Below are 18,907 nucleotides of genomic sequence, written 5' to 3'. Positions count from 1 at the left end.
GAGCAACATGATGTAATCCTCAAGGGCCGCTTTCGCGGCCCTTTCCATTTCTGTGATTTGCCTTTTGTCGGCCATCCGCACTGACGCTATCGTAACCTTGCTGTCTACACACAAGGAGATATCAGCATGAAATATGGAATAAAAACACTGATGGCCGCGGGCGTTCTGGTTTTCGCGGTAGGCGTACAGGGCGCGCTGGCGGCACCCGCCAGCGGTAAAGCGGCGGTGAATAAAGAAAATGTGCAGGCGACCGCTTCGGCGAAGGCGGAAGCGGTGCCCGGCGACACCGACAACGGGGCGACAAAAGTCAGCATTAACCACGCCAGCGCCGAACAGCTGGCGCAGGCGTTGAATGGCGTGGGGTTGAAAAAAGCCCAGGCCATTGTCAGCTACCGCGAAGAGTACGGGCCGTTCAAAACCCTCGATGATCTGAAGCAGGTCCCGGGAATGGGGAGCGCGTTGGTGGAGCGCAATTTAGCCCATCTGACGCTGTAAATTTTATGCCAGACCTTGCACAGCGGTGATTTTTTGCCAGGATAAAGAGGTTGCATCAAGTGGTGTGACCTCTTACCTCATAAACAACAATAACAGAAAGGCATTAGTGCTATGCAGACACAAATTAAAGTTCGCGGCTATCATCTGGACGTCTACCAGCATGTGAACAACGCACGTTACCTGGAGTTCCTTGAGGAAGCCCGCTGGGACGGCCTGGAAAACAGCCCCGCGTTTCAGTGGATGATGGAGAAAAACATCGCCTTCGTGGTGGTGAATATCAATATTAACTACCGTCGTCCGGCGGTGCTGGGCGATGTGCTGACAGTGAGCAGCAAACTGAAGCAACTCAACGGCAAAAGCGGCACCCTTAGTCAGGTGGTCACCCTCAACCCCAATGGCGAAGTGGTAGCCGATGCGCTGATTACCTTTGTCTGTATCGATTTGAAAACCCAGAAGGCGCTGCCGCTGGAAGGGGAGTTGCGTGAGAAACTTGACCAGATGAACTTGCGCTGACAACCGACGTGCGAGTGACGGGCCCACGGCAGGTGATGAACCCGTAGCCCCGGTAAGCGTCGCGCTACCGGGGAATTTGAGTCAAAGCTCCGGTAAATCGCTCCCCGGAGGCTATGCCTGTGCCAGCCCGGTTTTTTGCTTCATCACCGCCATTACGCCGACCTTGTCCCCCAGATACTGGTTGAGTCCGTTTGCGCGCAGGTTACAGGCGGCGCACTGGCCGCAGCCATCGCCCTTAATGCCGTTGTAGCAGGTGAGGGTTTCCTGGCGCACCAGATCCAGCTGACCCCAGAAGTCGGCAAGCGCCCAGGTCTCGGCTTTATTCAGCCACATCAGCGGCGTCTCAAAGCGAATGTCTTTCGCCATCCCAAGGCTGACGGCGTGGTGCAGCGCTTTGACAAACTCATCGCGACAGTCCGGGTAGCCGGAGAAGTCGGTCTCGCACACGCCGGTGATGATGGCTTCGGCTTTCACCTGATAGGCGTAGATTGCCGTCAGGGTTAAAAACAGAATATTGCGCCCGGGGACAAAGGTGTTGGGAATCCCCTCAGCATCAGGCTGATAGTCGGGTACCGGAATGTTATCGCGGGTCAGGCTGCTGACTGCCAGTTCGTTGAGCAGAGTGACGTCCAGCACTTTATGCGCGACGGCGCCCAGTTTCAGGGCGAGTTCGCGCGCAACGTCGATTTCCGCGCGGTGGCGTTGGCCATAATCAAAAGTGACGCAATGCACTTCATCATACTGTTGCAGAGCCTGCACCAGACAGGTGGTTGAATCTTGTCCTCCGCTGAAGACAACTACGGCGCGTTTCATGGCAATTCCTGACTAAATGAGTAAAGGCGCTATGGTAGCGCCAGACGCGCGCGGCGACCAGCTCTCTCACGTCAACGAGGCCGGCAGCCAGGCGCTGGCGAAGTCAAACCAGCCCCGGGCGTTGAGGCGCAGGCCATTAACCCCCGGCGGCGCGCTGATCCGATAGTTATACTTGAACAGCGGCGTCATGATGGCGTCTTCCATCAGACTGTTGAACACGTTGCGCAGCGCATCGTTGCGGCTGCGGGCGTCGGGCTGAGACTGCACGGCGTCTAATGTCGCCTGCAGATGGGCATATTGCGCCCCGGTCAGCAAATTAGGCCACAGCATATCGCAGCGCAGCCACTGCTCCAGGGCGTACTCCGGCGCTTCGCCGATCAGTCGGTCGCCCATCATCAGGTCGGCCTGCCCCAGATGCTGACAGCCTTCCCAGTTTTTGGCGTCATGAAAAACGATCGTCAGTTCGCAGCCCAGCAGAGCCAGCCGTTGCCTCAGTTGCTCGGCCATCGCATGAAGCTCGACCGGCAGATGATAGAGCAGAGTGAGCCTGGCCGGCAGCGGCACCGCGTTGTTTTCCGGTCCCTGCGGGATGGACCATCCCGGCAGCACCTCATGGCTTGGCGTAATCAGATCCTCCTCCAGCGGCAGCGTTTCCAGCAGCGACGAGTGATGGATTATCGACACCAGCCGCTGGGCCTGCGTTTTACTAAGACGCGGGCTGTGGCGCAGGGTCAGATAGCAGAAGCCAAGGCTGATACGGTTGCTGACCTGGCGCAGATTGTGGAGCTCTTCGCGATCGCCGATGGTGATCTGCACCGGGTGGCGGCAGCTGGTGCCGAGATCGCGGTCAAAGAGCTGAGGAGTGATCCAGTATTCCACCGCCTGGATCAGCGGATGCTGCAGGTGGTACCGGGGATGGTTCTCCAGGCGGACGAGTTCCGGACTAAACCGCTTCAGGCGGAATGGCCCGCAGCCGATGGCCGGATCGTCGGGATGCGCCAGCACGCTGCAGTAGCTGGCCAGGCGGAACGGCAGCCAGTAGTCAGGACGATGCAGCGTGATGGTTAGACACTGGGCGTGAGTGACATCGATACGGCTGATGCTGGCGAAGAGGGTCCGTAAGGCGGGCAGCTCAAGCAGCAACCGTAACCGCTGCCGTAGCTGTGCGGTTTGCACCGCATCGCCATTGTGCCAGTACAGCGTGGAGCGAATGTAAAAATGCCAGCGCAGGCCGTCCGGTGAGACCTGCCAGTGATGCGCCAGATCGCCGATCGGCATATTGTCGCCTTCATCGAAGCGCGTCAGCCCGGCATAGATCTGCCCGGCCAGATGCTGCTCGGCGCGTCCGGGGAGAAAGCCAGGACGCAGCGGCTCCAGTGGGCGATAGTAAGGAATACGCAGCGTCGGAGTATTGTTTTGCCACTGACCGCCGAGGAAGGGATGGAGCAGGGCTTTCAGCTCCACCGGGGCCAGCTGCGCCAGCTCCAGCGCGTTTTGCTGCTGACCGTTGTTCAGCGCCTGCTCCATCATCTCGTTGCGCAGACTTTCCGGGGTTTTGTGAAATGAGAGCTGTCCGCGTTTGCCGCGCCCGGAGCTGGCCTGCCAGCTTAGCCACCCCGCCTCCTGCGCCTGACGCAGCAGAGTGCGGACGTGGCGTTCGCTACAAAAACAGCGCTCCGCCAGTTCGCCGACGGTCACCTGCTGCGGCGCCCCGGCTGAGGGTTGCCACAATCGCTGGTATTGATTTAAACGGTGTAAGAGTCGCATGGGGGCCGTAATCCACCGGGCCGCTGTAAACCCGGAACAATTAATAATATCTATTCACTATTACTTCCGTATATCCCAGGTGATACTGCAACACAAGCGAAGCCCATCACACATCGGGGAATACACCATGGCAAAACTGGCCGCATTTGATATGGACGGCACCCTGCTGATGCCGGACCATCGTCTCGGCGAGCAAACGCTCACCGCGCTGAAACGGCTGCGGGAACGTAATATCACCCTGACGTTCGCTACCGGTCGCCATGTGCTGGAGATGCACCATGTGATTGGCCAATTTTCCCTGGACGCATTTCTGATCACCGGCAACGGGACGCGCATCCATTCGCTGGAAGGGGAGGAGCTTTATCGCCAGGATCTCGCTCCCGAGGCGGCGGAAGCGGTGCTGCACAGCAAATGGGATACTCAGGCCAGCATGCATGTGTTTAACGATGGCGGCTGGTTCACCGGTCAGGCAAGGCCTGAATTGTTGCAAGCGCATGTCTTCAGCGGCTTTCACTATCAACTGTGCGATCCGAAACGCATGTCGGCGCAGCATGTCACCAAGATCTGTTTTTGCGGCGATCATGACGATCTCCGCCGCCTGCGGATCCAACTGAATGAGACGCTGGGCGATCGCGCGTTTCTCTGCTTCTCGGCGATGGACTGTCTGGAAGTGCTGCCGGTCGGGTGTAATAAAGGTGCAGCGCTGGCGGTGCTCAGCCAGCACTTAGGCTTCACCCTGCAGGAGTGCATGGCGTTTGGCGATGCGATGAATGACCGCGAGATGCTGGGCAGCGTTGGGCGGGGTTTTATCATGGGCAACGCGATGCCGCAGCTGAAAGCCGAGCTGCCGCATCTTCCGGTTATCGGAGACTGCCGGCATCAGGCGGTCTCCCACTTTTTAACGCATTGGCTGGATAATCCTGATCTTCCTTATTCCCCCGAATAGAGAGACCCTTCCGGCAAGCCAGATAGTTTTCTATCTGGCTTTTTTTATCGCCTGCCGACCAGCGCGGCGATCTCCGCCTGCCAGGGCGCGATATCGCCGATATTGGCGGCCACCCACTGCGGGTTGTAATAGGTTTCCAGGTAGCGCTCACCGCTGTCGCACAACAGCGTGACGATGGAACCCGTTCGCCCTTCCTCGCGCATCCGCGCGGCCAGCTGCAATACGCCCCACATATTGGTGCCGGTAGAAGCGCCGACCTTGCGCCCAAGCTGTGTTTCCAGCCACAGGGCGGTGGCTACGCTCGCCGCATCCGGTACGCGCAGCATCTCGTCGACGACGTCGGGAATAAATGACGGTTCGACGCGTGGGCGGCCGATGCCTTCAATTTTGCTGCCGACCGGGCTGCGCAGGGTGGCGTCGCGGGTCTGCCAGTATTCGAGGAAGACCGAATTCTGCGGATCAACGACCATCAGCTGCGTCTCATGGCCCTGGCTGCGAATATAGCGGCCAATGGTTGCCGAGGTGCCGCCGGTGCCGGCGCTCATGACGATCCATGACGGCTGCGGGTGCGGTTCATGGCTCATCTGACGGAAAATACTGTCGGCGATATTGTTATTGCCGCGCCAGTCGGTGGCCCGCTCGGCAAAGGTGAATTGATCCATATAATGGCCGTTCAGCTCGCGGGCCAGCGTTTCGGAAGCATCGTAGATTTCGCAGGCGCTCTGCACAAAATGGCAGCGTCCGCCGTAAAACTCGATCTGTTCGATCTTACGTTTGGCGGTGCAGGAAGGCATCACGGCGATAAACGGCAGCCCCAGCAGGCGGGCGAAGTAGGCCTCCGAAACGGCGGTTGAACCCGAGGAGGATTCAATAATCGGCGTACCTTCTTTGATCCAGCCGTTGCACAGGCCATAGAGAAACAGCGACCGCGCCAGGCGATGTTTAAGGCTGCCGGTAGGGTGGGTGCTTTCATCTTTCAGATACAGGTGGATGCCCGGAAACGCGGGCAGCGCCAGACGGATCAGGTGCGTGTCGGCGGAGCGCTGATAGTCGGCGTTGATTTCGCTAATGGCATGTTTAACCCAGGCGCTATTCATCGTGATTTCCTGTTTGTCATTTTGTGCCTAGCTTAGCGGAAAGCGCAGGAAAAATTGTTGCCATTTAGCCTTTGGATTACCATTATGAGAGCAAAATTTTCTCTTAGGATGCCCTATGCTAGATAAAATTGACCGTAAGCTGCTGGCGCTGCTGCAGGAAGATTGCACCCTCTCTTTGCAGGCGCTGGCCGATGCCGTTAATCTGACCACCACGCCCTGCTGGAAGCGCCTGAAAAGGCTCGAAGATGAAGGTATTTTGCGCGGGCGCGTCGCCTTACTGGATGCCGAAAAGGTGGGGCTGGGCCTAACGGCGTTTGTCCTGATCAAGACTCAGCATCACAGCAGCGACTGGTATGGCCATTTTGTGAGCGAAGTGACGCAGATGGCGGAGGTGCTCGGCTTCTGGCGGATGGCAGGAGAGTATGATTACCTGCTGCGGGTGCAGGTGGCCGATATGAAACGCTATGACGATTTTTATAAACGTTTAGTGAACAGCGTGCCGGGGCTGTCGGATGTCACTTCGAGTTTTGCCATGGAACAGATAAAATATACCACCGCCTTGCCTGTCGAATAACGGTATTGCGCCGTAACCCATTACAAATCAGGATTTTACTGCTTGCGATTATTTGCTCAACTCAGCTGGTACTTCCGCCGGGAGTGGCGCCGCTATCTTGGCGCGATTGCCCTGCTGGCCATTATTGCCGTCCTGCAGCTTATTCCGCCGAAGGTGGTGGGCATTGTGGTGGACGGCGTGACGCAACAACATTACACCGCAGAGAAGGTGTGGATGTGGATCGGCGCGCTGGTGCTGGTCGCGGTAATGGTTTACCTGCTGCGCTATGTCTGGCGCGTGCTGCTGTTCGGCGCCTCTTACCAGCTGGCGGTCGAACTGCGGGAAGATTTTTACCGGCAACTGAGCCGCCAGCATCCGGCATTCTATTTGCGCCATCGCACTGGCGATCTGATCGCCCGCGCCACCAACGATGTTGACCGGGTGGTATTTGCCGCCGGTGAAGGGGTGTTAACCCTGGTGGATTCGATGGTGATGGGCTGTGCGGTATTGATTGTGATGTCGACGCAGATTAGCTGGCAGCTCACCCTGCTGGCGCTGTTGCCGATGCCGCTGATGGCGCTGGCGATCAAACGCAACGGCGATGCGCTTCACGAACGTTTTCGCGTGGCCCAGGCGGCCTTTTCCAGCCTTAACGATCGCACACAGGAGAGCCTGACCAGCATCCGCATGATTAAGGCTTTTGGGCTGGAGGATCGCCAGTCGGCGCAGTTTGCCGCCGATGCCGCCGATACCGGCGCGAAAAATATGCGCGTGGCACGCATTGACGCGCGTTTCGACCCCACCATCTATATCGCCATTGGGGCCGCTAACCTGCTGGCTATCGGCGGCGGCAGCTGGATGGTGATCCACGGCAGCCTGACGCTGGGCCAGCTGACCAGCTTTGTGATGTATCTTGGCCTGATGATCTGGCCGATGCTGGCGCTGGCGTGGATGTTTAACATTGTTGAGCGCGGTAGCGCGGCCTATGGCCGTATCCGCACGATGCTCGAAGAGGCGCCAGCGGTGGACGACGGTACTGAAGCAGTGCCGGCAGGCCGCGGTGTCCTGCAGGTTGCCATCCGCAACTTCATCTATCCGCAGGCGAGTAAACCTTCGCTGGAGCAGGTTAATTTTACCCTCCAGCCGGGGCAAATGCTGGGTATCTGCGGGCCGACGGGCGCCGGTAAAAGTACCATTCTGGCGCTGCTGCAACGTCATTTTGACGTCACCAGCGGCGAGATCCGCTTTCACGATCTGCCGCTGCCGCGTCTGCAGCTCGACAGCTGGCGCGCCCGGCTGGCGGTGGTCAATCAGACGCCATTTTTATTCTCTGACACCGTCGCCAATAATATCGCGCTGGGCAAACCGGATGCGACACCGGCGCAGATTGAACGCGTGGCACGGCTGGCCAGCGTGCATGACGACATTCTGCGCCTGCCCCAGGGGTACGATACCGAGGTGGGCGAGCGCGGCGTGATGCTCTCCGGCGGCCAGAAACAACGCATCTCGATTGCCCGCGCTCTGCTGCTGGAGGCTGAAATTTTGATCCTTGATGATGCTTTGTCGGCGGTAGATGGCCGTACGGAGCACCAGATCCTGCACAACCTGCGCCAGTGGGGGGAGGGGCGGACGGTGATTATCAGCGCCCACCGGCTGTCGGCGCTGACCGAGGCCAGTGAAATTCTGGTGTTACAGCATGGGCATATTGCCCAGCGTGGCCGCCATGAGGCGCTGGCCGTGCAGCCAGGCTGGTACCGCGACATGTATCGTTACCAGCAGCTGGAAGCCGCGCTTGACGAGGTTCCGCAGGCGCAAGAGGAGGCCCTGGATGCGTAGCTTTACCGAACTCTGGCCGACGCTTAAACGCCTGCTGGCCTATGGTTCTCCCTGGCGTAAGCCGCTGGCCATTGCGGTGGGGATGATGTGGATCGCGGCGGCGGCGGAAGTGAGCGGCCCGCTGCTCATCAGCTATTTCATCGATAATATGGTGGCGAAGCATACGCTCCCGCTGAAGCTGGTGGCAGGCCTGGCGGTAGCCTATATCGGCCTGCAGCTGCTGGCGGCATTACTGCACTATAACCAGTCGCTGCTGTTTAACCGCGCCGCGGTCGGCGTCGTCCAGCAGTTGCGCAGCGATGTAATGGATGCCGCCCTGCATCAGCCGCTCAGCGAGTTTGATACCCAGCCGGTTGGGCAGCTTATCTCGCGGGTGACCAACGATACGGAAGTCATTCGCGATCTGTACGTGACGGTGGTGGCGACGGTGCTGCGCAGCGCGGCGCTGATCGGCGCGATGCTGGTGGCGATGTTTAGCCTCGACTGGCGGATGGCGCTGGTGGCGATCGCGATCTTCCCGGCGGTGCTGATCGTGATGATCATCTATCAGCGCTATAGCACGCCGATCGTGCGCCGGGTGCGCGCCTGGCTTGCTGATATCAACGATGGTTTCAACGAAGTGATCAACGGCATGGGGGTGATCCAGCAGTTCCGCCAGCAGGCGCGCTTTGGCGAACGGATGCGCGAGGCCAGCTATGCCCACTATCTGGCGCGGATGCAGACGTTGCGCCTCGACGGTTTTCTGCTGCGCCCGCTGCTGAGCCTTTTTTCCTCGCTGGTGCTGTGCGGGCTGCTGATGCTGTTTGGCTTTAGCGCGGTGGGCACGATCGAGGTCGGGGTCCTGTACGCGTTTATCAGCTATCTCGGACGCCTTAACGAGCCGCTTATTGAGCTGACCACCCAGCAGTCGATGCTGCAGCAGGCGGTGGTCGCCGGCGAACGCGTTTTTGAGCTGATGGATCGCCCGCGCCAGGCGTGGGGCTCGGATGACGCGCCGCTGAGCAGCGGCCGGGTGGAAATTGACCATCTCTCCTTTGCCTACCGGGGGGATCGACTGGTCCTGCAGGATATCAGTCTGGATATTCCCTCCCGCAGCTTCGTGGCGCTGGTCGGGCATACCGGCAGCGGGAAGAGTACTCTCGCGAGTCTGATGATGGGCTATTACCCGTTAACCCACGGGGAGATCCGCATCGATGGCCGGCCGCTTGCTTCCCTCAGCCACAGCGCGTTGCGTCGGGGCATCGCGATGGTGCAACAGGATCCGGTGGTGCTGGCGGATACCTTCTACGCCAACGTCGCGCTGGGTCGGGATATCAGTGAGACGCAGGTCTGGGAAGCGCTGGAGGCGGTGCAACTGGCGGAGGTGGCGCGCAGCATGAGCGATGGCCTGTACACTCAGCTGGGCGAGCAGGGCAATAACCTCTCCGTTGGGCAGAAACAGCTGTTGGCGCTGGCGCGCGTGCTGGTGGAGACCCCGCAGGTATTGATTCTGGATGAGGCGACGGCAAACATCGACTCCGGCACCGAGCAGGCGATCCAGCAGGCGCTGGCGAAAGTCCGCCAGCATACCACCCTCGTGGTTATCGCCCATCGACTGTCAACCATCGTTGAGGCCGATACCATCCTGGTGCTGCATCGCGGTCAGGCTGTCGAGCGGGGCACCCATCAGCAGCTGCTGGCGGCGAAGGGTCGTTACTGGCAGATGTATCAGCTGCAGCTGGCTGGCGAAGAGCTGGCGGCCAGCGCCCGGGAAGAGTCGCTCAGCGCCTGATGCACCACCAGCAGGCAGCGAACAAAGCGTGGCCTGCCGTGGTGCAAAAACGTTACATTAAATGCACTGTTGTGGTGCATTTTTGCGCTGCAAACGCGTTTCAGCAGGCAATTGTCTGACCTGTCCCCTGTTTTTTACCATCAAAGGGCCGCTCTGCGGCCTTTTTTCATTTCTGGCATAGCCCTTGCTTTATATCCATCGTGTTAGCTGCGGCCATTACCGAATACTGCCTGGAGGGGACTTATGAAGCTGGTTACCGTGGTAATCAAACCATTCAAACTGGAAGACGTGCGTGAAGCCTTGTCTTCCATCGGCATTCAGGGCCTGACGGTCACTGAAGTCAAGGGCTTTGGCCGTCAGAAAGGTCATGCGGAGCTCTACCGCGGCGCCGAGTATAGCGTCAACTTTCTGCCAAAAGTGAAGATTGATGTGGCGATTGCCGACGATCAGCTGGATGAAGTCATCGATGTGATCAGCAAAGCGGCTTACACCGGAAAAATTGGCGACGGCAAAATTTTTGTCGCTGAATTGCAGCGCGTCATTCGCATCCGTACCGGCGAAGCTGACGAAGCGGCACTGTAATTTCCAGACCACACAGTGATGGGGAACGAAACAATGAAAATGGCAACAATGAAATCGGGTCTGGGGGCATTAGCCCTTCTTCCGGGACTGGCAATGGCCGCGCCCGCAGTGGCGGACAAAGCCGATAACGCGTTTATGATGATTTGCACCGCGCTGGTTCTGTTTATGACCATCCCGGGGATCGCGCTGTTTTACGGCGGCCTGATCCGCGGCAAAAACGTCCTTTCCATGCTGACTCAGGTGATTGTGACCTTTGGCCTGGTCTGCGTACTGTGGGTGATTTATGGCTATACCCTGGCATTCGGCACCGGCGGCAGCTTCTTCGGTAGCTTTGACTGGGTGATGCTGAAAAATATTGAACTGAAAGCGCTGATGGGCACCTTCTATCAGTACATCCACGTGGCCTTCCAGGGCTCGTTCGCCTGTATCACCGTCGGGCTGATCGTGGGGGCGCTGGCTGAGCGTATTCGTTTCTCCGCCGTGCTGATTTTCGTGGTGGTGTGGATGACGCTCTCTTATGTTCCGATTGCGCACATGGTCTGGGGCGGCGGTCTGCTGGCGACCCACGGCGCGCTGGACTTCGCGGGCGGCACCGTTGTACACATCAACGCCGCGGTTGCCGGGCTGGTGGGGGCGTACATGATGGGCAAACGTGTGGGCTTCGGCAAAGAAGCGTTCAAACCACACAATCTGCCGATGGTGTTCACCGGAACCGCCATCCTCTACGTGGGCTGGTTCGGCTTCAACGCCGGCTCCGCCAGCGCAGCGAACGAAATTGCCGCACTGGCTTTCGTCAACACCGTCGTCGCCACAGCGGCAGCCATCCTGGCCTGGACCTTTGGCGAATGGGCTCTGCGCGGCAAACCTTCACTGCTGGGCGCCTGCTCCGGGGCGATTGCCGGTCTGGTTGGCGTCACACCAGCCTGTGGGTATATCGGTGTCGGTGGGGCGTTGATTGTGGGTATCGCATCTGGTCTGGCGGGCATCTGGGGCGTAACGGCGCTGAAACGCTGGCTGCGGGTTGATGACCCTTGCGACGTCTTCGGCGTCCACGGCGTCTGCGGCATCGTCGGCTGTATCCTGACCGGTATCTTCGCGGCCACCTCTCTGGGCGGCGTGGGTTATGCAGAAGGCGTCACCATGGGCCATCAGCTGCTGGTGCAACTCGAGAGTATCGCGATTACCATCGTCTGGTCGGGCGTTGTCGCTTTCATTGGCTACAAAGTGGCGGACATGACCGTGGGGCTGCGCGTACCAGAAGAGCAGGAGCGCGAAGGACTGGACGTCAACAGCCATGGCGAAAACGCCTACAACGCCTGATAGAAAACCCTTCTCCCTGTAGCAAAAAGCCTCCCGTTCGGGAGGCTTTTTTTATGCGTTGCGGTTACGCATCACCCCTTCCTGGACCGTTGAAGCCACCAGCGTTCCATCCTGAGTGTAGAACTCGCCGCGGACGAAGCCACGGGCGCTGGAGGCCGAGGTGCTTTCAACGCTGTATAACAGCCATTCATTGATATTAAACGGCCGGTGGAACCACATTGAGTGGTCGATAGTGGCGACCTGCATGCCAGGCTCAAGGAAGCCGACGCCGTGCGGCTGCAGCGCCACCGGCAGGAAATTAAAGTCCGAGGCATAGCCCAGCAGATATTGATGAATGCGCAGATCGTCGGGAACAGCGCCATTGGCGCGCAGCCACACCTGGCGCACCGGTTCAGCAATATGGCCTTTCATCGGGTTATGAAATTCGACCGGGCGGATCTCCAGCGGTTTATCACAGAGGAATTTATCTTTTACCTGCGGCGGCAGAAGGTGTGCCAGCTTGCGGGCGATATCGGTTTCCGAGTGCAGGCCGTCAGGAGAGGGGGCCGGCGGCATCGCTTTCTGATGCTCATAGCCGTGCTCTGGCGCCTGGAATGAGGCGGTCATATAGAAGATCGGCTTCCCGTTCTGAATGGCGGCCACTCGCCGGGCGCTAAAGCTGTTGCCGTCGCGCAGTACTTCCACATCGTAGACGATCGGTTTCTGGCTGTCGCCGGGGCGCAGAAAGTAGCTGTGAAACGAATGTACCAGACGTTCAACGGGCACGGTCTCTTTTGCCGCATACAGCGCCTGGCCCACCACCTGGCCGCCAAAAACCTGGCGCAATCCCAGGTCTTCGCTCTGTCCGCGGAATAACCCTTCCTCAATTTTTTCCAGATCTAATAATGCCAGCAGGTTAGAGAGTGCCTGACTCATACTTATCCTCAATTAATGATAGCGGCGCAGCGCGGTGCGCGTGATGTGGCAAAGTATAACCTGGAATCGCAAGTGGTCCGATGGGTGTAATAATCTGAATAACGAGGGGGCAACAGGAACAAATCTGAGATCTGTGCCACACTTATTGACGACACGAAAGTTCCTGCCGGCGAAGCGGCGGAACATCCTCCTGGGTATTAAGGGATGATAAGGAGAACATCATGAAATTTGCCTATATGTTTAGTGCCTTAGCCGTCGCCGCGACGCTAACCGCCTGTGCTAATCACCACTCTACCAGTTCTTCGACTCAGGCAGCCGCGCCCGACCCTTATGGCATCGCGACGCTGAGCGTGGCACAGCAGCAGCCGAGCGTTACGGGGACGATTAATATCCGCCAGAGAATCGCTTTACCGCCGGATGCGGTACTGACGGTGACCCTGTCGGATGCTTCTCTGGCAGATGCGCCAGCCCGCGTGTTGTCGCAAAAAGCGGTGCGTACCGAAGGCAAACAGGCGCCATTTAACTTTGCCCTGCCTTACAATCCGGCAGACATTCAGCCGAACGCCCGTATTCTGCTGAGTGCCGCGATCGCGGTGAACGGCCAGCTAATGTTCATTACCGATACCGTGCAGACGGTGATAAACCAGGGGGGGACGCATGCCGACCTGACGCTGGTTCCGGTCACGCAGACCGCCGTCCCCGTTGCGCAATAAGCTCGCCGAGCCCCCTGACGGGGGCTTTTTTTTGTCTTCAGTAAACCCAGCGATAATGCTGGAGATCGATATGGCCGCTGCCGGAGACCTGAACCCCTTCGGCCAGCAACGCCTGGCGCTGTCGCTGAAGATCGGGCCCGGTGAGGGAGATATCGCCATGGCGATTGACCACCCGATGCCAGGGCAGGGTTGACCCTTCCGGCAGGCGCTTCAGTACGCCACCTACCTGGCGCGCGGCGCGCGGTGAACCGGCCAGGCGGGCGACATCGCCGTAGGTGGCGACATAGCCTTCCGGTATCGACGCCACGATATGCCAGACGCGTTGGGGGAATGTGTCGTGCGGATCCATGTTCAGCCCTGTTAACCGGAAAACGCCAGCATAAGCGCTGAGGCGCAGGCTGTACAGCCTGCCTCGGTTCAGGCGGGTTGTTCGACAGTGAAGGTTAGGGCCAGGCCGAGGATCTGCATGCCATGGACATTGTCAGACGGTGAACTGGCGATGAGGCTCTCGAGAAATTTCAACCGCTGCGAAGTGGCGTTAATGATCAGTTTCGCGCGCAGGCCTGGCATGGTCAGCGACGAAATGGGGTACACCACCCGGCCGCTGATGTAGACGGGCAGTTTGCGCAGTTCCACCTGGCGCAGCACGCCGACGGTGGAATAGAGCAGCGCCAGCGGCGTGACCGCCCGCACGGGGGTCTGGCTGATGGTCGCGAAGTCGAGCATTTTTTCCGGGCGCAGATAGTTCACGCCATGAAAGGCGATGGTCATCCCTTCAATAGCGGGTAAAGGCAGAGTGATGGTCTGTGGTGATGAGTCAGTCATTCGATTACCGTCGAGACAAGGTGCTGATGATTAAAGGTGACGCAAGAGGGCTAAGTATGGTGGATAACCCGGCAATGTGCTGAGCGCGTGCTCCCAATCTCACAGCCTGGCCGTGAGTTGTTGGTTTTATTGGCGTATTGTGCAATAAACCAGCAGGCGATCGGGGTGAGCTTGCAATTCACCAGGTCAGCAGGGATAATGCGCCAGCGCGTTGGGTAACTAACGCTCTCAATGGGGGCTCTGTTGGTTCTCCCGCAACGCTACTCTGTTTACCAGGTCAGGTCCGGAAGGAAGCAGCCAGAGCAGACGACGTGTGTGCCGGGATGTAGCTGGCAGGGCCCCCACCCATTTCGCCCTCCTGATATCTCCCTTGTATTTGTCCGGTCTTTATCCCTGCTATAATTAATATCTGATACGGATCACATATTATTTTTTGTTGCTAAAACAACCCGTTTTTATTCCATAATATTTACTTGTCATAAATCTGAAATGCTACTGAAATATTAATGTCATTTGCATGTCATAAATAAAAGGCATCTTATTGATGGGAATTTGTTGCCAGAGCCATGCTATAAAATATATCTCTGGATCAGCATGTTAACTTCGTGTATTAATTATGATGATTTTATTGCACGGGAAGCGTAGCTATGACCACAGTGGTTTTGAATGTAAAAATTGACGCCGAGTTAAAAGAGAAGCTGCGTCATTATGCGGAAGTGAATAACGAGAACCTGGGTACGGCAACGGAAAAGCTGCTGCAGCTGGCTTTTCAGCTGGAGGAGTCAGCAGGTGAGGCGGGGGTGACGGAAGAGGACATTGACAGCCAGCATACCGAAGAGGAAGCGACCCCATTAACCCCTAAAGAAATCAAAGCATTAAGAAAACTTCTGAAGAAGAAAAAATGAAACAACAATTCTCTACAGCCAGCAACTATAGCGAAGCCTGCGATATGTTGCGCTCAGGATACGTAAAACACGTGCGCCTGAACTGGAATATCGGTAGTGATGAGTTCTTTCGCATTGCCTCCGACTGGTGTGACACCGGCGCTAAAATTAAAAAAGATGAAGATGGCTTTATTATTTCCCTGAAAGGGTTTCCTATTCCGCGCCAGCATTAATGAAATTGCCTTATTTCTGTCACCGGGATGCCATAACCAGAGGGCAGGATACTCAGGCAATTTTATAAAAACATCTCATATACCTCATGGATGATGGTCATTTGACGGGCTGATGCCAGCCCGTCGATATTTTCTTATATTATTTTCCGCAAACGTGTATTTTCCTTCTGTTCTGCAAGGCTTTGCCATAGCGGTTGTAGCGTGGAGAAGGCTTGGCGCAATGCTTCGTCTGGCAGTGTAAATGGCAGACGCAAATAGCGATCAAAGGCTCCCTCAAGACCAAAGCGCGTGCCGGTGCCGATATGGATCCCCTGACTTTCCGCGCGCGCAGAGAACAGCGTGGCCAGCATGTCAGGGAGTTCCACCCAAAAAGAGAGCCCACCTTCCGGCGGTGAAAATCGCCAGCGGGGAAAATACTCCGCCATTAACGTTTCGCACATGTCCCGGCGCGCCTTCAGCATTTCCCGCCGCGGCGGTAGCAGCGTGGCGGCATTGGCCAGCAGCCAGCTGCAGGCCAGTTGCTCCAGCAGCGGCGTACCCAAATCCAGGGAATCGCGGGCCTGAATAAGGGAGGCGATGGTTCGCGCACTGGCGCGGATCCAGCCGATACGCAGTCCCCCCCAGAAACTTTTCCCGGCTGAGCCAATGGTGATCACCGCAGCATCGGGATTAAAGCAGGCCAGCGGTAGAGGAGGTGGCGCGTTATACCACAGATCAACCATGGTCTCGTCGATCACCAGCGTCGTCCGCGTTCTGGCGGCGATATCCGCGACCCGCTGGCGGGTGGGAGCATCCATACAGCGCCCGGTGGGATTGTGAAAATCCGGCATCAGCCACGCCAGACGCGGCGCGGTCTGCGCAATAGTCGCCGCGAGTCCATCACAGTCCCATCCCTGCTGTGGAAGCGCGACGCCGACCGGGCGGCAGGAGGCGCCCTGAATGGCGCTAATCGCCATCGGATAGGTGGGGGCGTCGATGACCACCCGGTCACCCGGGCCGGTAAACAGGCGGAGGATCAATGCGAAGGCGCTGAGGGCGCCGTTGACCACCATCACTTCATCGGGCCGCGTCGGCAGACCGCGTTCGCTGTAGCGACGGGCAATCGCCTCCCGCAGTACCGGCAGCCCTTGTTGATCGTAGCCGGTCTGGCCCAGGTAGGGCGGCAGCAGCGTCATGGCATGCTGGAAGGCCTGATGGACTTCCGGCCCGGCGCTGAGGGCGGCGGTAGAGAGATTCAGCGTGGAGGGGATGTCTGAAGGGGGCGGCAGGTCGGCGGGGCGTTCTGGTAAAACAATGCGCGAACCGCTTCCCTGGCGGCTGTAGAGAAAGCCCTCCTCCCGCAACTGGCCGAGCGCGCTGGCGATGGTGGTCCGGCTGACGTTCAGCGCCGCCGCCAGCTCGCGCTCGCCTGGCAGGCGCGTTTGCAGCGTCAGGCGACCGTCGAGGATCAGCAGGCGGAGCGCTTCCGCTAGCTGACGCCATAGCGGCGTGCGTGAAGTGGACTCCTGCCAGTTGCCGAGCAGGCGTACCAGCGATTGTGTTCCAAAGCGTCGGGTTGACATAGCGATCCACTTTTCCAAAACTGGCCATTAATTATCAGTCCATTTTTGCTGATGATGAGGGCATTCGCAATGATGTAGAGGAAAAAATATGCTTCGTCGCCTGCTGCAGTTATATATTGGTCTGGTGCTTTATGGCGTGTCCACGGCGCTCTTCGTGCATGCCAATCTTGGCGCCGATCCGTGGGATGTTTTCCATCTCGGGGTGGCTAAACAACTGGGTATCAGTTTCGGTACGGTGATTATCCTGACCGGCGCGGCGGTGCTGCTGCTGTGGATCCCGATCCGGCAAATGCCGGGACTCGGCACGGTGAGCAACGTCATCGTGCTGGGGCTGGCGGCGGATGCCACGCTGGCCGTCCTGCCGCCGCTGGAGTCGCTGGTGGCTCGCAGTGTGCTGCTGGTGGGGGCGATTGTGCTGAATGCTATCGCCACCGGGATGTACATCGGCGCGGGCTTTGGCCCCGGGCCGCGCGATGGCCTGATGACTGGCCTGCACGCTCGTACCGGCTGGTCTTTGCGTGGCATCCGGACGGCTATCGAGTTGACTGTGCTGGTGATTGGCTGGCTGCTGGGCGGTAAGTTTGGCGTCGGCACCGTGATTTACGCGCTGTCGATTGGGCCGCTGATCCAGCTGTGTCTGCCGTGGTTTCGCCAGCCCGTCAGCCGCAAAGCGGTCAGCACTCCGCAGGAGATAGTCTCCTGAATTAACGACTCGCCCTCTCTATCCGCAAGAGGGCGAGCCGACGCTTACAGGCCGCTCAGACCGTGAACCATCATGTAGATCCCCACCACGATAATCAGTAAACCTGAGAACCAGGGCGCCTTGCGCGAGACATCGTTAAGCCAGGGCCAGCGGCGGGTGGCCTGTTTAAGACTCAGCGCGGCGATAGCCCCGGAAGCCACCAGCGTCAGCGCCAGACCAACGCTAAAGCCCAGTACCAGCGTGGCGCCAAGCGAAAATTTCTTCAGCTGTAAACAGATAAGCAGCACAGTAATGGACGCCGGACAGGGGATCAGCCCGCCGGTCAGGCCAAACAGTACGATCTGCCCGGTCGTCACCTGGCGGCCATCAAAGCGCCGGTTGATCTCCTGAGCATGAGCCCGCTGATGCGCGTCCTGCCACTCCTCCGCCACCAGCGGCACGGCGGATGAGGACGCATGGTGATGGTCATGGTGGTGATCATGTTCATGGTGGTGATCATGTTCGTGGTGATGATCATGTTCGTGATGGTGCTCATGTTCATGGTGGTGATCATGGTGCGTGTGGGGCTGCGATTCGCGCCAGGTGCGCCAGAGCATCCAGCAGGCAATCAGTACAATCGCTATCCCCGAGATCAGCTGAAACCAGGGTTCAGAGGTCTGCGCGTTCCAGCCGCGGCCAAACCACAGGCCGGCCATGGCGATCAGCCAGACCACTGCCGTATGGGAAACCGTCGCCGCCAGCCCCAGCAGCACCGCCTGTTTTAACGTTCCCCGTACCGCTACGATAAAGGCGGCCATCATGGTTTTTGAATGGCCCGGTTCAAGGCCGTGCAGGGCACCGAGCAGTATCGCGCTGGGAATAAACAGCCAGGCATTACCTTGCTGCAGAAGGGAAGTGAAATCGTTCATATCGGGATCCTTGCCAAAAGTGCGTTTATCCTACTCCCCCCCAGTAGTAAAATACTACCCCCCAGTAGAAAAAGCGGCTGACAAAAGGGATCATGCTATGCTGGCAGGCGTTACTGATGATGAAGGTCGGTAATCACGGACAGAATGAAACGGTGGATCGTGCAATGTCACATACAGTTCGACACAAAAAAATGTTACTGACCCGACTGAAAAAAATTCAGGGGCAGAGTTCCGCGTTAGAGAAAATGCTCAATCGCGAGCATGAGTGCGCTGAGGTGCTACAGCAGCTGGCGGCGATTCGCGGCGCGGTCAACGGTATGATGCTGCAGGTTATTCAGGGGCATCTGACCGACCATGTGGTGAAAGAGCCTGAAGAGACACAGCGTGAAGCGGATCTGGAGACGGTGATGCAGGTGATCAAATCTTATCTGAAGTAGCGCCCAGGCGCGGGCGGCGAAGTGGCCACACCCG

21 protein-coding genes and 1 other RNA gene are annotated in these 18,907 nt (G+C 58.3%); 14 read left to right on the top strand and 8 right to left on the bottom strand.

Going from position 1 to position 18,907, the window contains the following annotated elements; genetic code table 11:
• Nucleotides 1–126 precede the first annotated feature (126 nt).
• Nucleotides 127–495 (top strand): helix-hairpin-helix domain-containing protein, encoded by a 369-nt coding sequence (locus DTA24_RS22080; RefSeq protein ID WP_008805404.1) that lies wholly within the window; start codon nt 127–129, stop codon nt 493–495.
• 111 nt (nt 496–606) lie between these two features.
• Nucleotides 607–1,008 carry a YbgC/FadM family acyl-CoA thioesterase gene (locus tag DTA24_RS22075; protein WP_117123234.1) on the top strand — a complete coding sequence of 134 codons (402 nt, stop codon included), beginning with the start codon at nt 607–609 and terminating at the stop codon, nt 1,006–1,008.
• A gap of 111 nt (nt 1,009–1,119) precedes the next feature.
• On the opposite strand, the gene queC is transcribed toward DTA24_RS22075, so the two are convergent.
• On the bottom strand, nt 1,120–1,821 hold the full coding sequence (queC, locus tag DTA24_RS22070) for a 7-cyano-7-deazaguanine synthase QueC (RefSeq protein WP_008805406.1): 702 nt from the start codon (nt 1,819–1,821) through the stop codon (nt 1,120–1,122).
• A gap of 66 nt (nt 1,822–1,887) precedes the next feature.
• Nucleotides 1,888–3,588, bottom strand: coding sequence for an SgrR family transcriptional regulator (locus tag DTA24_RS22065; protein WP_064323869.1), 1,701 nt, complete (start codon nt 3,586–3,588; stop codon nt 1,888–1,890).
• 127 nt (nt 3,589–3,715) lie between these two features.
• Between DTA24_RS22065 and cof the strand changes: the two genes are divergently transcribed.
• Nucleotides 3,716–4,534: an HMP-PP phosphatase gene (gene cof, locus DTA24_RS22060; protein ID WP_023297131.1), complete on the top strand. Its 819-nt coding sequence runs from the start codon at nt 3,716–3,718 to the stop codon at nt 4,532–4,534.
• Between the two features lie 44 nt (nt 4,535–4,578).
• On the opposite strand, the gene DTA24_RS22055 is transcribed toward cof, so the two are convergent.
• Nucleotides 4,579–5,631 carry a PLP-dependent cysteine synthase family protein gene (locus DTA24_RS22055; protein WP_008805410.1) on the bottom strand — a complete coding sequence of 351 codons (1,053 nt, stop codon included), beginning with the start codon at nt 5,629–5,631 and terminating at the stop codon, nt 4,579–4,581.
• A gap of 115 nt (nt 5,632–5,746) precedes the next feature.
• On the opposite strand from DTA24_RS22055, the gene DTA24_RS22050 reads away from it, so the two are divergent.
• The 5 genes from DTA24_RS22050 to amtB all read left to right on the top strand — a co-directional run bounded on the left by DTA24_RS22050 (nt 5,747) and on the right by amtB (nt 11,693).
• On the top strand, nt 5,747–6,205 hold the full coding sequence (locus DTA24_RS22050; RefSeq protein ID WP_008805409.1) for an Lrp/AsnC family transcriptional regulator: 459 nt from the start codon (nt 5,747–5,749) through the stop codon (nt 6,203–6,205).
• Between the two features lie 42 nt (nt 6,206–6,247).
• Complete coding sequence (locus tag DTA24_RS22045; protein WP_008805411.1) at nt 6,248–8,020, top strand: SmdA family multidrug ABC transporter permease/ATP-binding protein; 1,773 nt, start codon at nt 6,248–6,250, stop codon at nt 8,018–8,020.
• The gene (locus DTA24_RS22040) at nt 8,013–9,791 is read left to right on the top strand and encodes a SmdB family multidrug efflux ABC transporter permease/ATP-binding protein (protein ID WP_008805412.1); all 1,779 of its coding nucleotides are present in this window, start codon (nt 8,013–8,015) and stop codon (nt 9,789–9,791) included. The genes DTA24_RS22045 and DTA24_RS22040 overlap by 8 nt, the downstream gene beginning before the upstream one ends.
• A gap of 243 nt (nt 9,792–10,034) precedes the next feature.
• Nucleotides 10,035–10,373, top strand: coding sequence for a P-II family nitrogen regulator (gene glnK / locus DTA24_RS22035; protein ID WP_002891893.1), 339 nt, complete (start codon nt 10,035–10,037; stop codon nt 10,371–10,373).
• Between the two features lie 33 nt (nt 10,374–10,406).
• The gene (gene amtB, locus DTA24_RS22030) at nt 10,407–11,693 is read left to right on the top strand and encodes an ammonium transporter AmtB (protein ID WP_012542680.1); all 1,287 of its coding nucleotides are present in this window, start codon (nt 10,407–10,409) and stop codon (nt 11,691–11,693) included.
• A 51-nt stretch (nt 11,694–11,744) separates the two neighbouring features.
• Here amtB and tesB read toward each other — a convergent pair whose 3' ends face one another.
• Nucleotides 11,745–12,608 carry an acyl-CoA thioesterase II gene (gene tesB / locus DTA24_RS22025; RefSeq protein ID WP_008805414.1) on the bottom strand — a complete coding sequence of 288 codons (864 nt, stop codon included), beginning with the start codon at nt 12,606–12,608 and terminating at the stop codon, nt 11,745–11,747.
• A gap of 221 nt (nt 12,609–12,829) precedes the next feature.
• Here tesB and DTA24_RS22020 point away from each other — a divergent pair, with 221 nt between their 5' ends.
• The gene (locus DTA24_RS22020; RefSeq protein WP_008805415.1) at nt 12,830–13,321 is read left to right on the top strand and encodes a YbaY family lipoprotein; all 492 of its coding nucleotides are present in this window, start codon (nt 12,830–12,832) and stop codon (nt 13,319–13,321) included.
• A 37-nt stretch (nt 13,322–13,358) separates the two neighbouring features.
• On the opposite strand, the gene DTA24_RS22015 is transcribed toward DTA24_RS22020, so the two are convergent.
• Entirely contained in the window at nt 13,359–13,670 is a 312-nt protein-coding gene (locus DTA24_RS22015) for an MGMT family protein (RefSeq protein ID WP_008805416.1), read from the bottom strand.
• Nucleotides 13,671–13,738: 68 nt separating this feature from the next.
• Complete coding sequence (locus DTA24_RS22010; RefSeq protein ID WP_008805417.1) at nt 13,739–14,146, bottom strand: hypothetical protein; 408 nt, start codon at nt 14,144–14,146, stop codon at nt 13,739–13,741.
• Between the two features lie 241 nt (nt 14,147–14,387).
• Here DTA24_RS22010 and ffs point away from each other — a divergent pair.
• From ffs to DTA24_RS21995, 3 genes are all read left to right on the top strand, one after another.
• Nucleotides 14,388–14,484, top strand: an RNA gene (ffs, locus tag DTA24_RS22005) — signal recognition particle sRNA small type.
• A gap of 309 nt (nt 14,485–14,793) precedes the next feature.
• A complete protein-coding gene (locus DTA24_RS22000) occupies nt 14,794–15,051 on the top strand; it encodes a hypothetical protein (protein ID WP_002891977.1) in 258 nt (85 codons plus the stop codon).
• A complete protein-coding gene (locus DTA24_RS21995) occupies nt 15,048–15,263 on the top strand; it encodes a hypothetical protein (protein ID WP_004142688.1) in 216 nt (71 codons plus the stop codon). Before DTA24_RS22000 ends, DTA24_RS21995 begins: the two co-directional genes overlap by 4 nt.
• A gap of 134 nt (nt 15,264–15,397) precedes the next feature.
• Here the strand turns inward: DTA24_RS21995 and DTA24_RS21990 are convergent, their stop codons facing one another.
• Nucleotides 15,398–16,825 (bottom strand): PLP-dependent aminotransferase family protein, encoded by a 1,428-nt coding sequence (locus DTA24_RS21990; protein ID WP_012968821.1) that lies wholly within the window; start codon nt 16,823–16,825, stop codon nt 15,398–15,400.
• Between the two features lie 88 nt (nt 16,826–16,913).
• On the opposite strand from DTA24_RS21990, the gene DTA24_RS21985 reads away from it, so the two are divergent.
• Nucleotides 16,914–17,528, top strand: coding sequence for a YczE/YyaS/YitT family protein (locus tag DTA24_RS21985; protein WP_008805419.1), 615 nt, complete (start codon nt 16,914–16,916; stop codon nt 17,526–17,528).
• A gap of 44 nt (nt 17,529–17,572) precedes the next feature.
• Here the strand turns inward: DTA24_RS21985 and DTA24_RS21980 are convergent, their stop codons facing one another.
• Nucleotides 17,573–18,436 (bottom strand): nickel/cobalt efflux protein RcnA, encoded by an 864-nt coding sequence (locus DTA24_RS21980; protein ID WP_012968820.1) that lies wholly within the window; start codon nt 18,434–18,436, stop codon nt 17,573–17,575.
• Between the two features lie 164 nt (nt 18,437–18,600).
• On the opposite strand from DTA24_RS21980, the gene DTA24_RS21975 reads away from it, so the two are divergent.
• Entirely contained in the window at nt 18,601–18,873 is a 273-nt protein-coding gene (locus tag DTA24_RS21975; protein WP_012542675.1) for a metal/formaldehyde-sensitive transcriptional repressor, read from the top strand.
• Nucleotides 18,874–18,907: the final 34 nt, after the last annotated feature.

Source organism: Klebsiella sp. P1CD1, from assembly GCF_003790505.1.
Taxonomy (GTDB): Bacteria; Pseudomonadota; Gammaproteobacteria; order Enterobacterales; family Enterobacteriaceae; genus Klebsiella; species Klebsiella variicola.
Note: the sequence above shows the minus strand (reverse complement) of the source record. Positions and strands in the feature narration are given on the sequence as shown.

What these genes read in the sequence shown, in the direction of transcription:
- DTA24_RS21995 (WP_004142688.1), top strand. Translation starts at nt 15,048, where the DNA reads ATGAAACAACAATTCTCTACAGCCAGCAACTATAGCGAAGCCTGCGAT.
- DTA24_RS22065 (WP_064323869.1), bottom strand. Translation starts at nt 3,588, where the DNA reads ATGCGACTCTTACACCGTTTAAATCAATACCAGCGATTGTGGCAACCC.
- cof (WP_023297131.1), top strand. Translation starts at nt 3,716, where the DNA reads ATGGCAAAACTGGCCGCATTTGATATGGACGGCACCCTGCTGATGCCG.
- DTA24_RS22000 (WP_002891977.1), top strand. Translation starts at nt 14,794, where the DNA reads ATGACCACAGTGGTTTTGAATGTAAAAATTGACGCCGAGTTAAAAGAG.
- DTA24_RS22075 (WP_117123234.1), top strand. Translation starts at nt 607, where the DNA reads ATGCAGACACAAATTAAAGTTCGCGGCTATCATCTGGACGTCTACCAG.
- DTA24_RS21985 (WP_008805419.1), top strand. Translation starts at nt 16,914, where the DNA reads ATGCTTCGTCGCCTGCTGCAGTTATATATTGGTCTGGTGCTTTATGGC.
- DTA24_RS21975 (WP_012542675.1), top strand. Translation starts at nt 18,601, where the DNA reads ATGTCACATACAGTTCGACACAAAAAAATGTTACTGACCCGACTGAAA.
- DTA24_RS22050 (WP_008805409.1), top strand. Translation starts at nt 5,747, where the DNA reads ATGCTAGATAAAATTGACCGTAAGCTGCTGGCGCTGCTGCAGGAAGAT.
- DTA24_RS21980 (WP_012968820.1), bottom strand. Translation starts at nt 18,436, where the DNA reads ATGAACGATTTCACTTCCCTTCTGCAGCAAGGTAATGCCTGGCTGTTT.
- glnK (WP_002891893.1), top strand. Translation starts at nt 10,035, where the DNA reads ATGAAGCTGGTTACCGTGGTAATCAAACCATTCAAACTGGAAGACGTG.
- DTA24_RS22055 (WP_008805410.1), bottom strand. Translation starts at nt 5,631, where the DNA reads ATGAATAGCGCCTGGGTTAAACATGCCATTAGCGAAATCAACGCCGAC.
- tesB (WP_008805414.1), bottom strand. Translation starts at nt 12,608, where the DNA reads ATGAGTCAGGCACTCTCTAACCTGCTGGCATTATTAGATCTGGAAAAA.
- queC (WP_008805406.1), bottom strand. Translation starts at nt 1,821, where the DNA reads ATGAAACGCGCCGTAGTTGTCTTCAGCGGAGGACAAGATTCAACCACC.
- amtB (WP_012542680.1), top strand. Translation starts at nt 10,407, where the DNA reads ATGAAAATGGCAACAATGAAATCGGGTCTGGGGGCATTAGCCCTTCTT.
- DTA24_RS22040 (WP_008805412.1), top strand. Translation starts at nt 8,013, where the DNA reads ATGCGTAGCTTTACCGAACTCTGGCCGACGCTTAAACGCCTGCTGGCC.
- DTA24_RS22080 (WP_008805404.1), top strand. Translation starts at nt 127, where the DNA reads ATGAAATATGGAATAAAAACACTGATGGCCGCGGGCGTTCTGGTTTTC.
- DTA24_RS22020 (WP_008805415.1), top strand. Translation starts at nt 12,830, where the DNA reads ATGAAATTTGCCTATATGTTTAGTGCCTTAGCCGTCGCCGCGACGCTA.
- DTA24_RS22010 (WP_008805417.1), bottom strand. Translation starts at nt 14,146, where the DNA reads ATGACTGACTCATCACCACAGACCATCACTCTGCCTTTACCCGCTATT.
- DTA24_RS21990 (WP_012968821.1), bottom strand. Translation starts at nt 16,825, where the DNA reads ATGTCAACCCGACGCTTTGGAACACAATCGCTGGTACGCCTGCTCGGC.
- DTA24_RS22015 (WP_008805416.1), bottom strand. Translation starts at nt 13,670, where the DNA reads ATGGATCCGCACGACACATTCCCCCAACGCGTCTGGCATATCGTGGCG.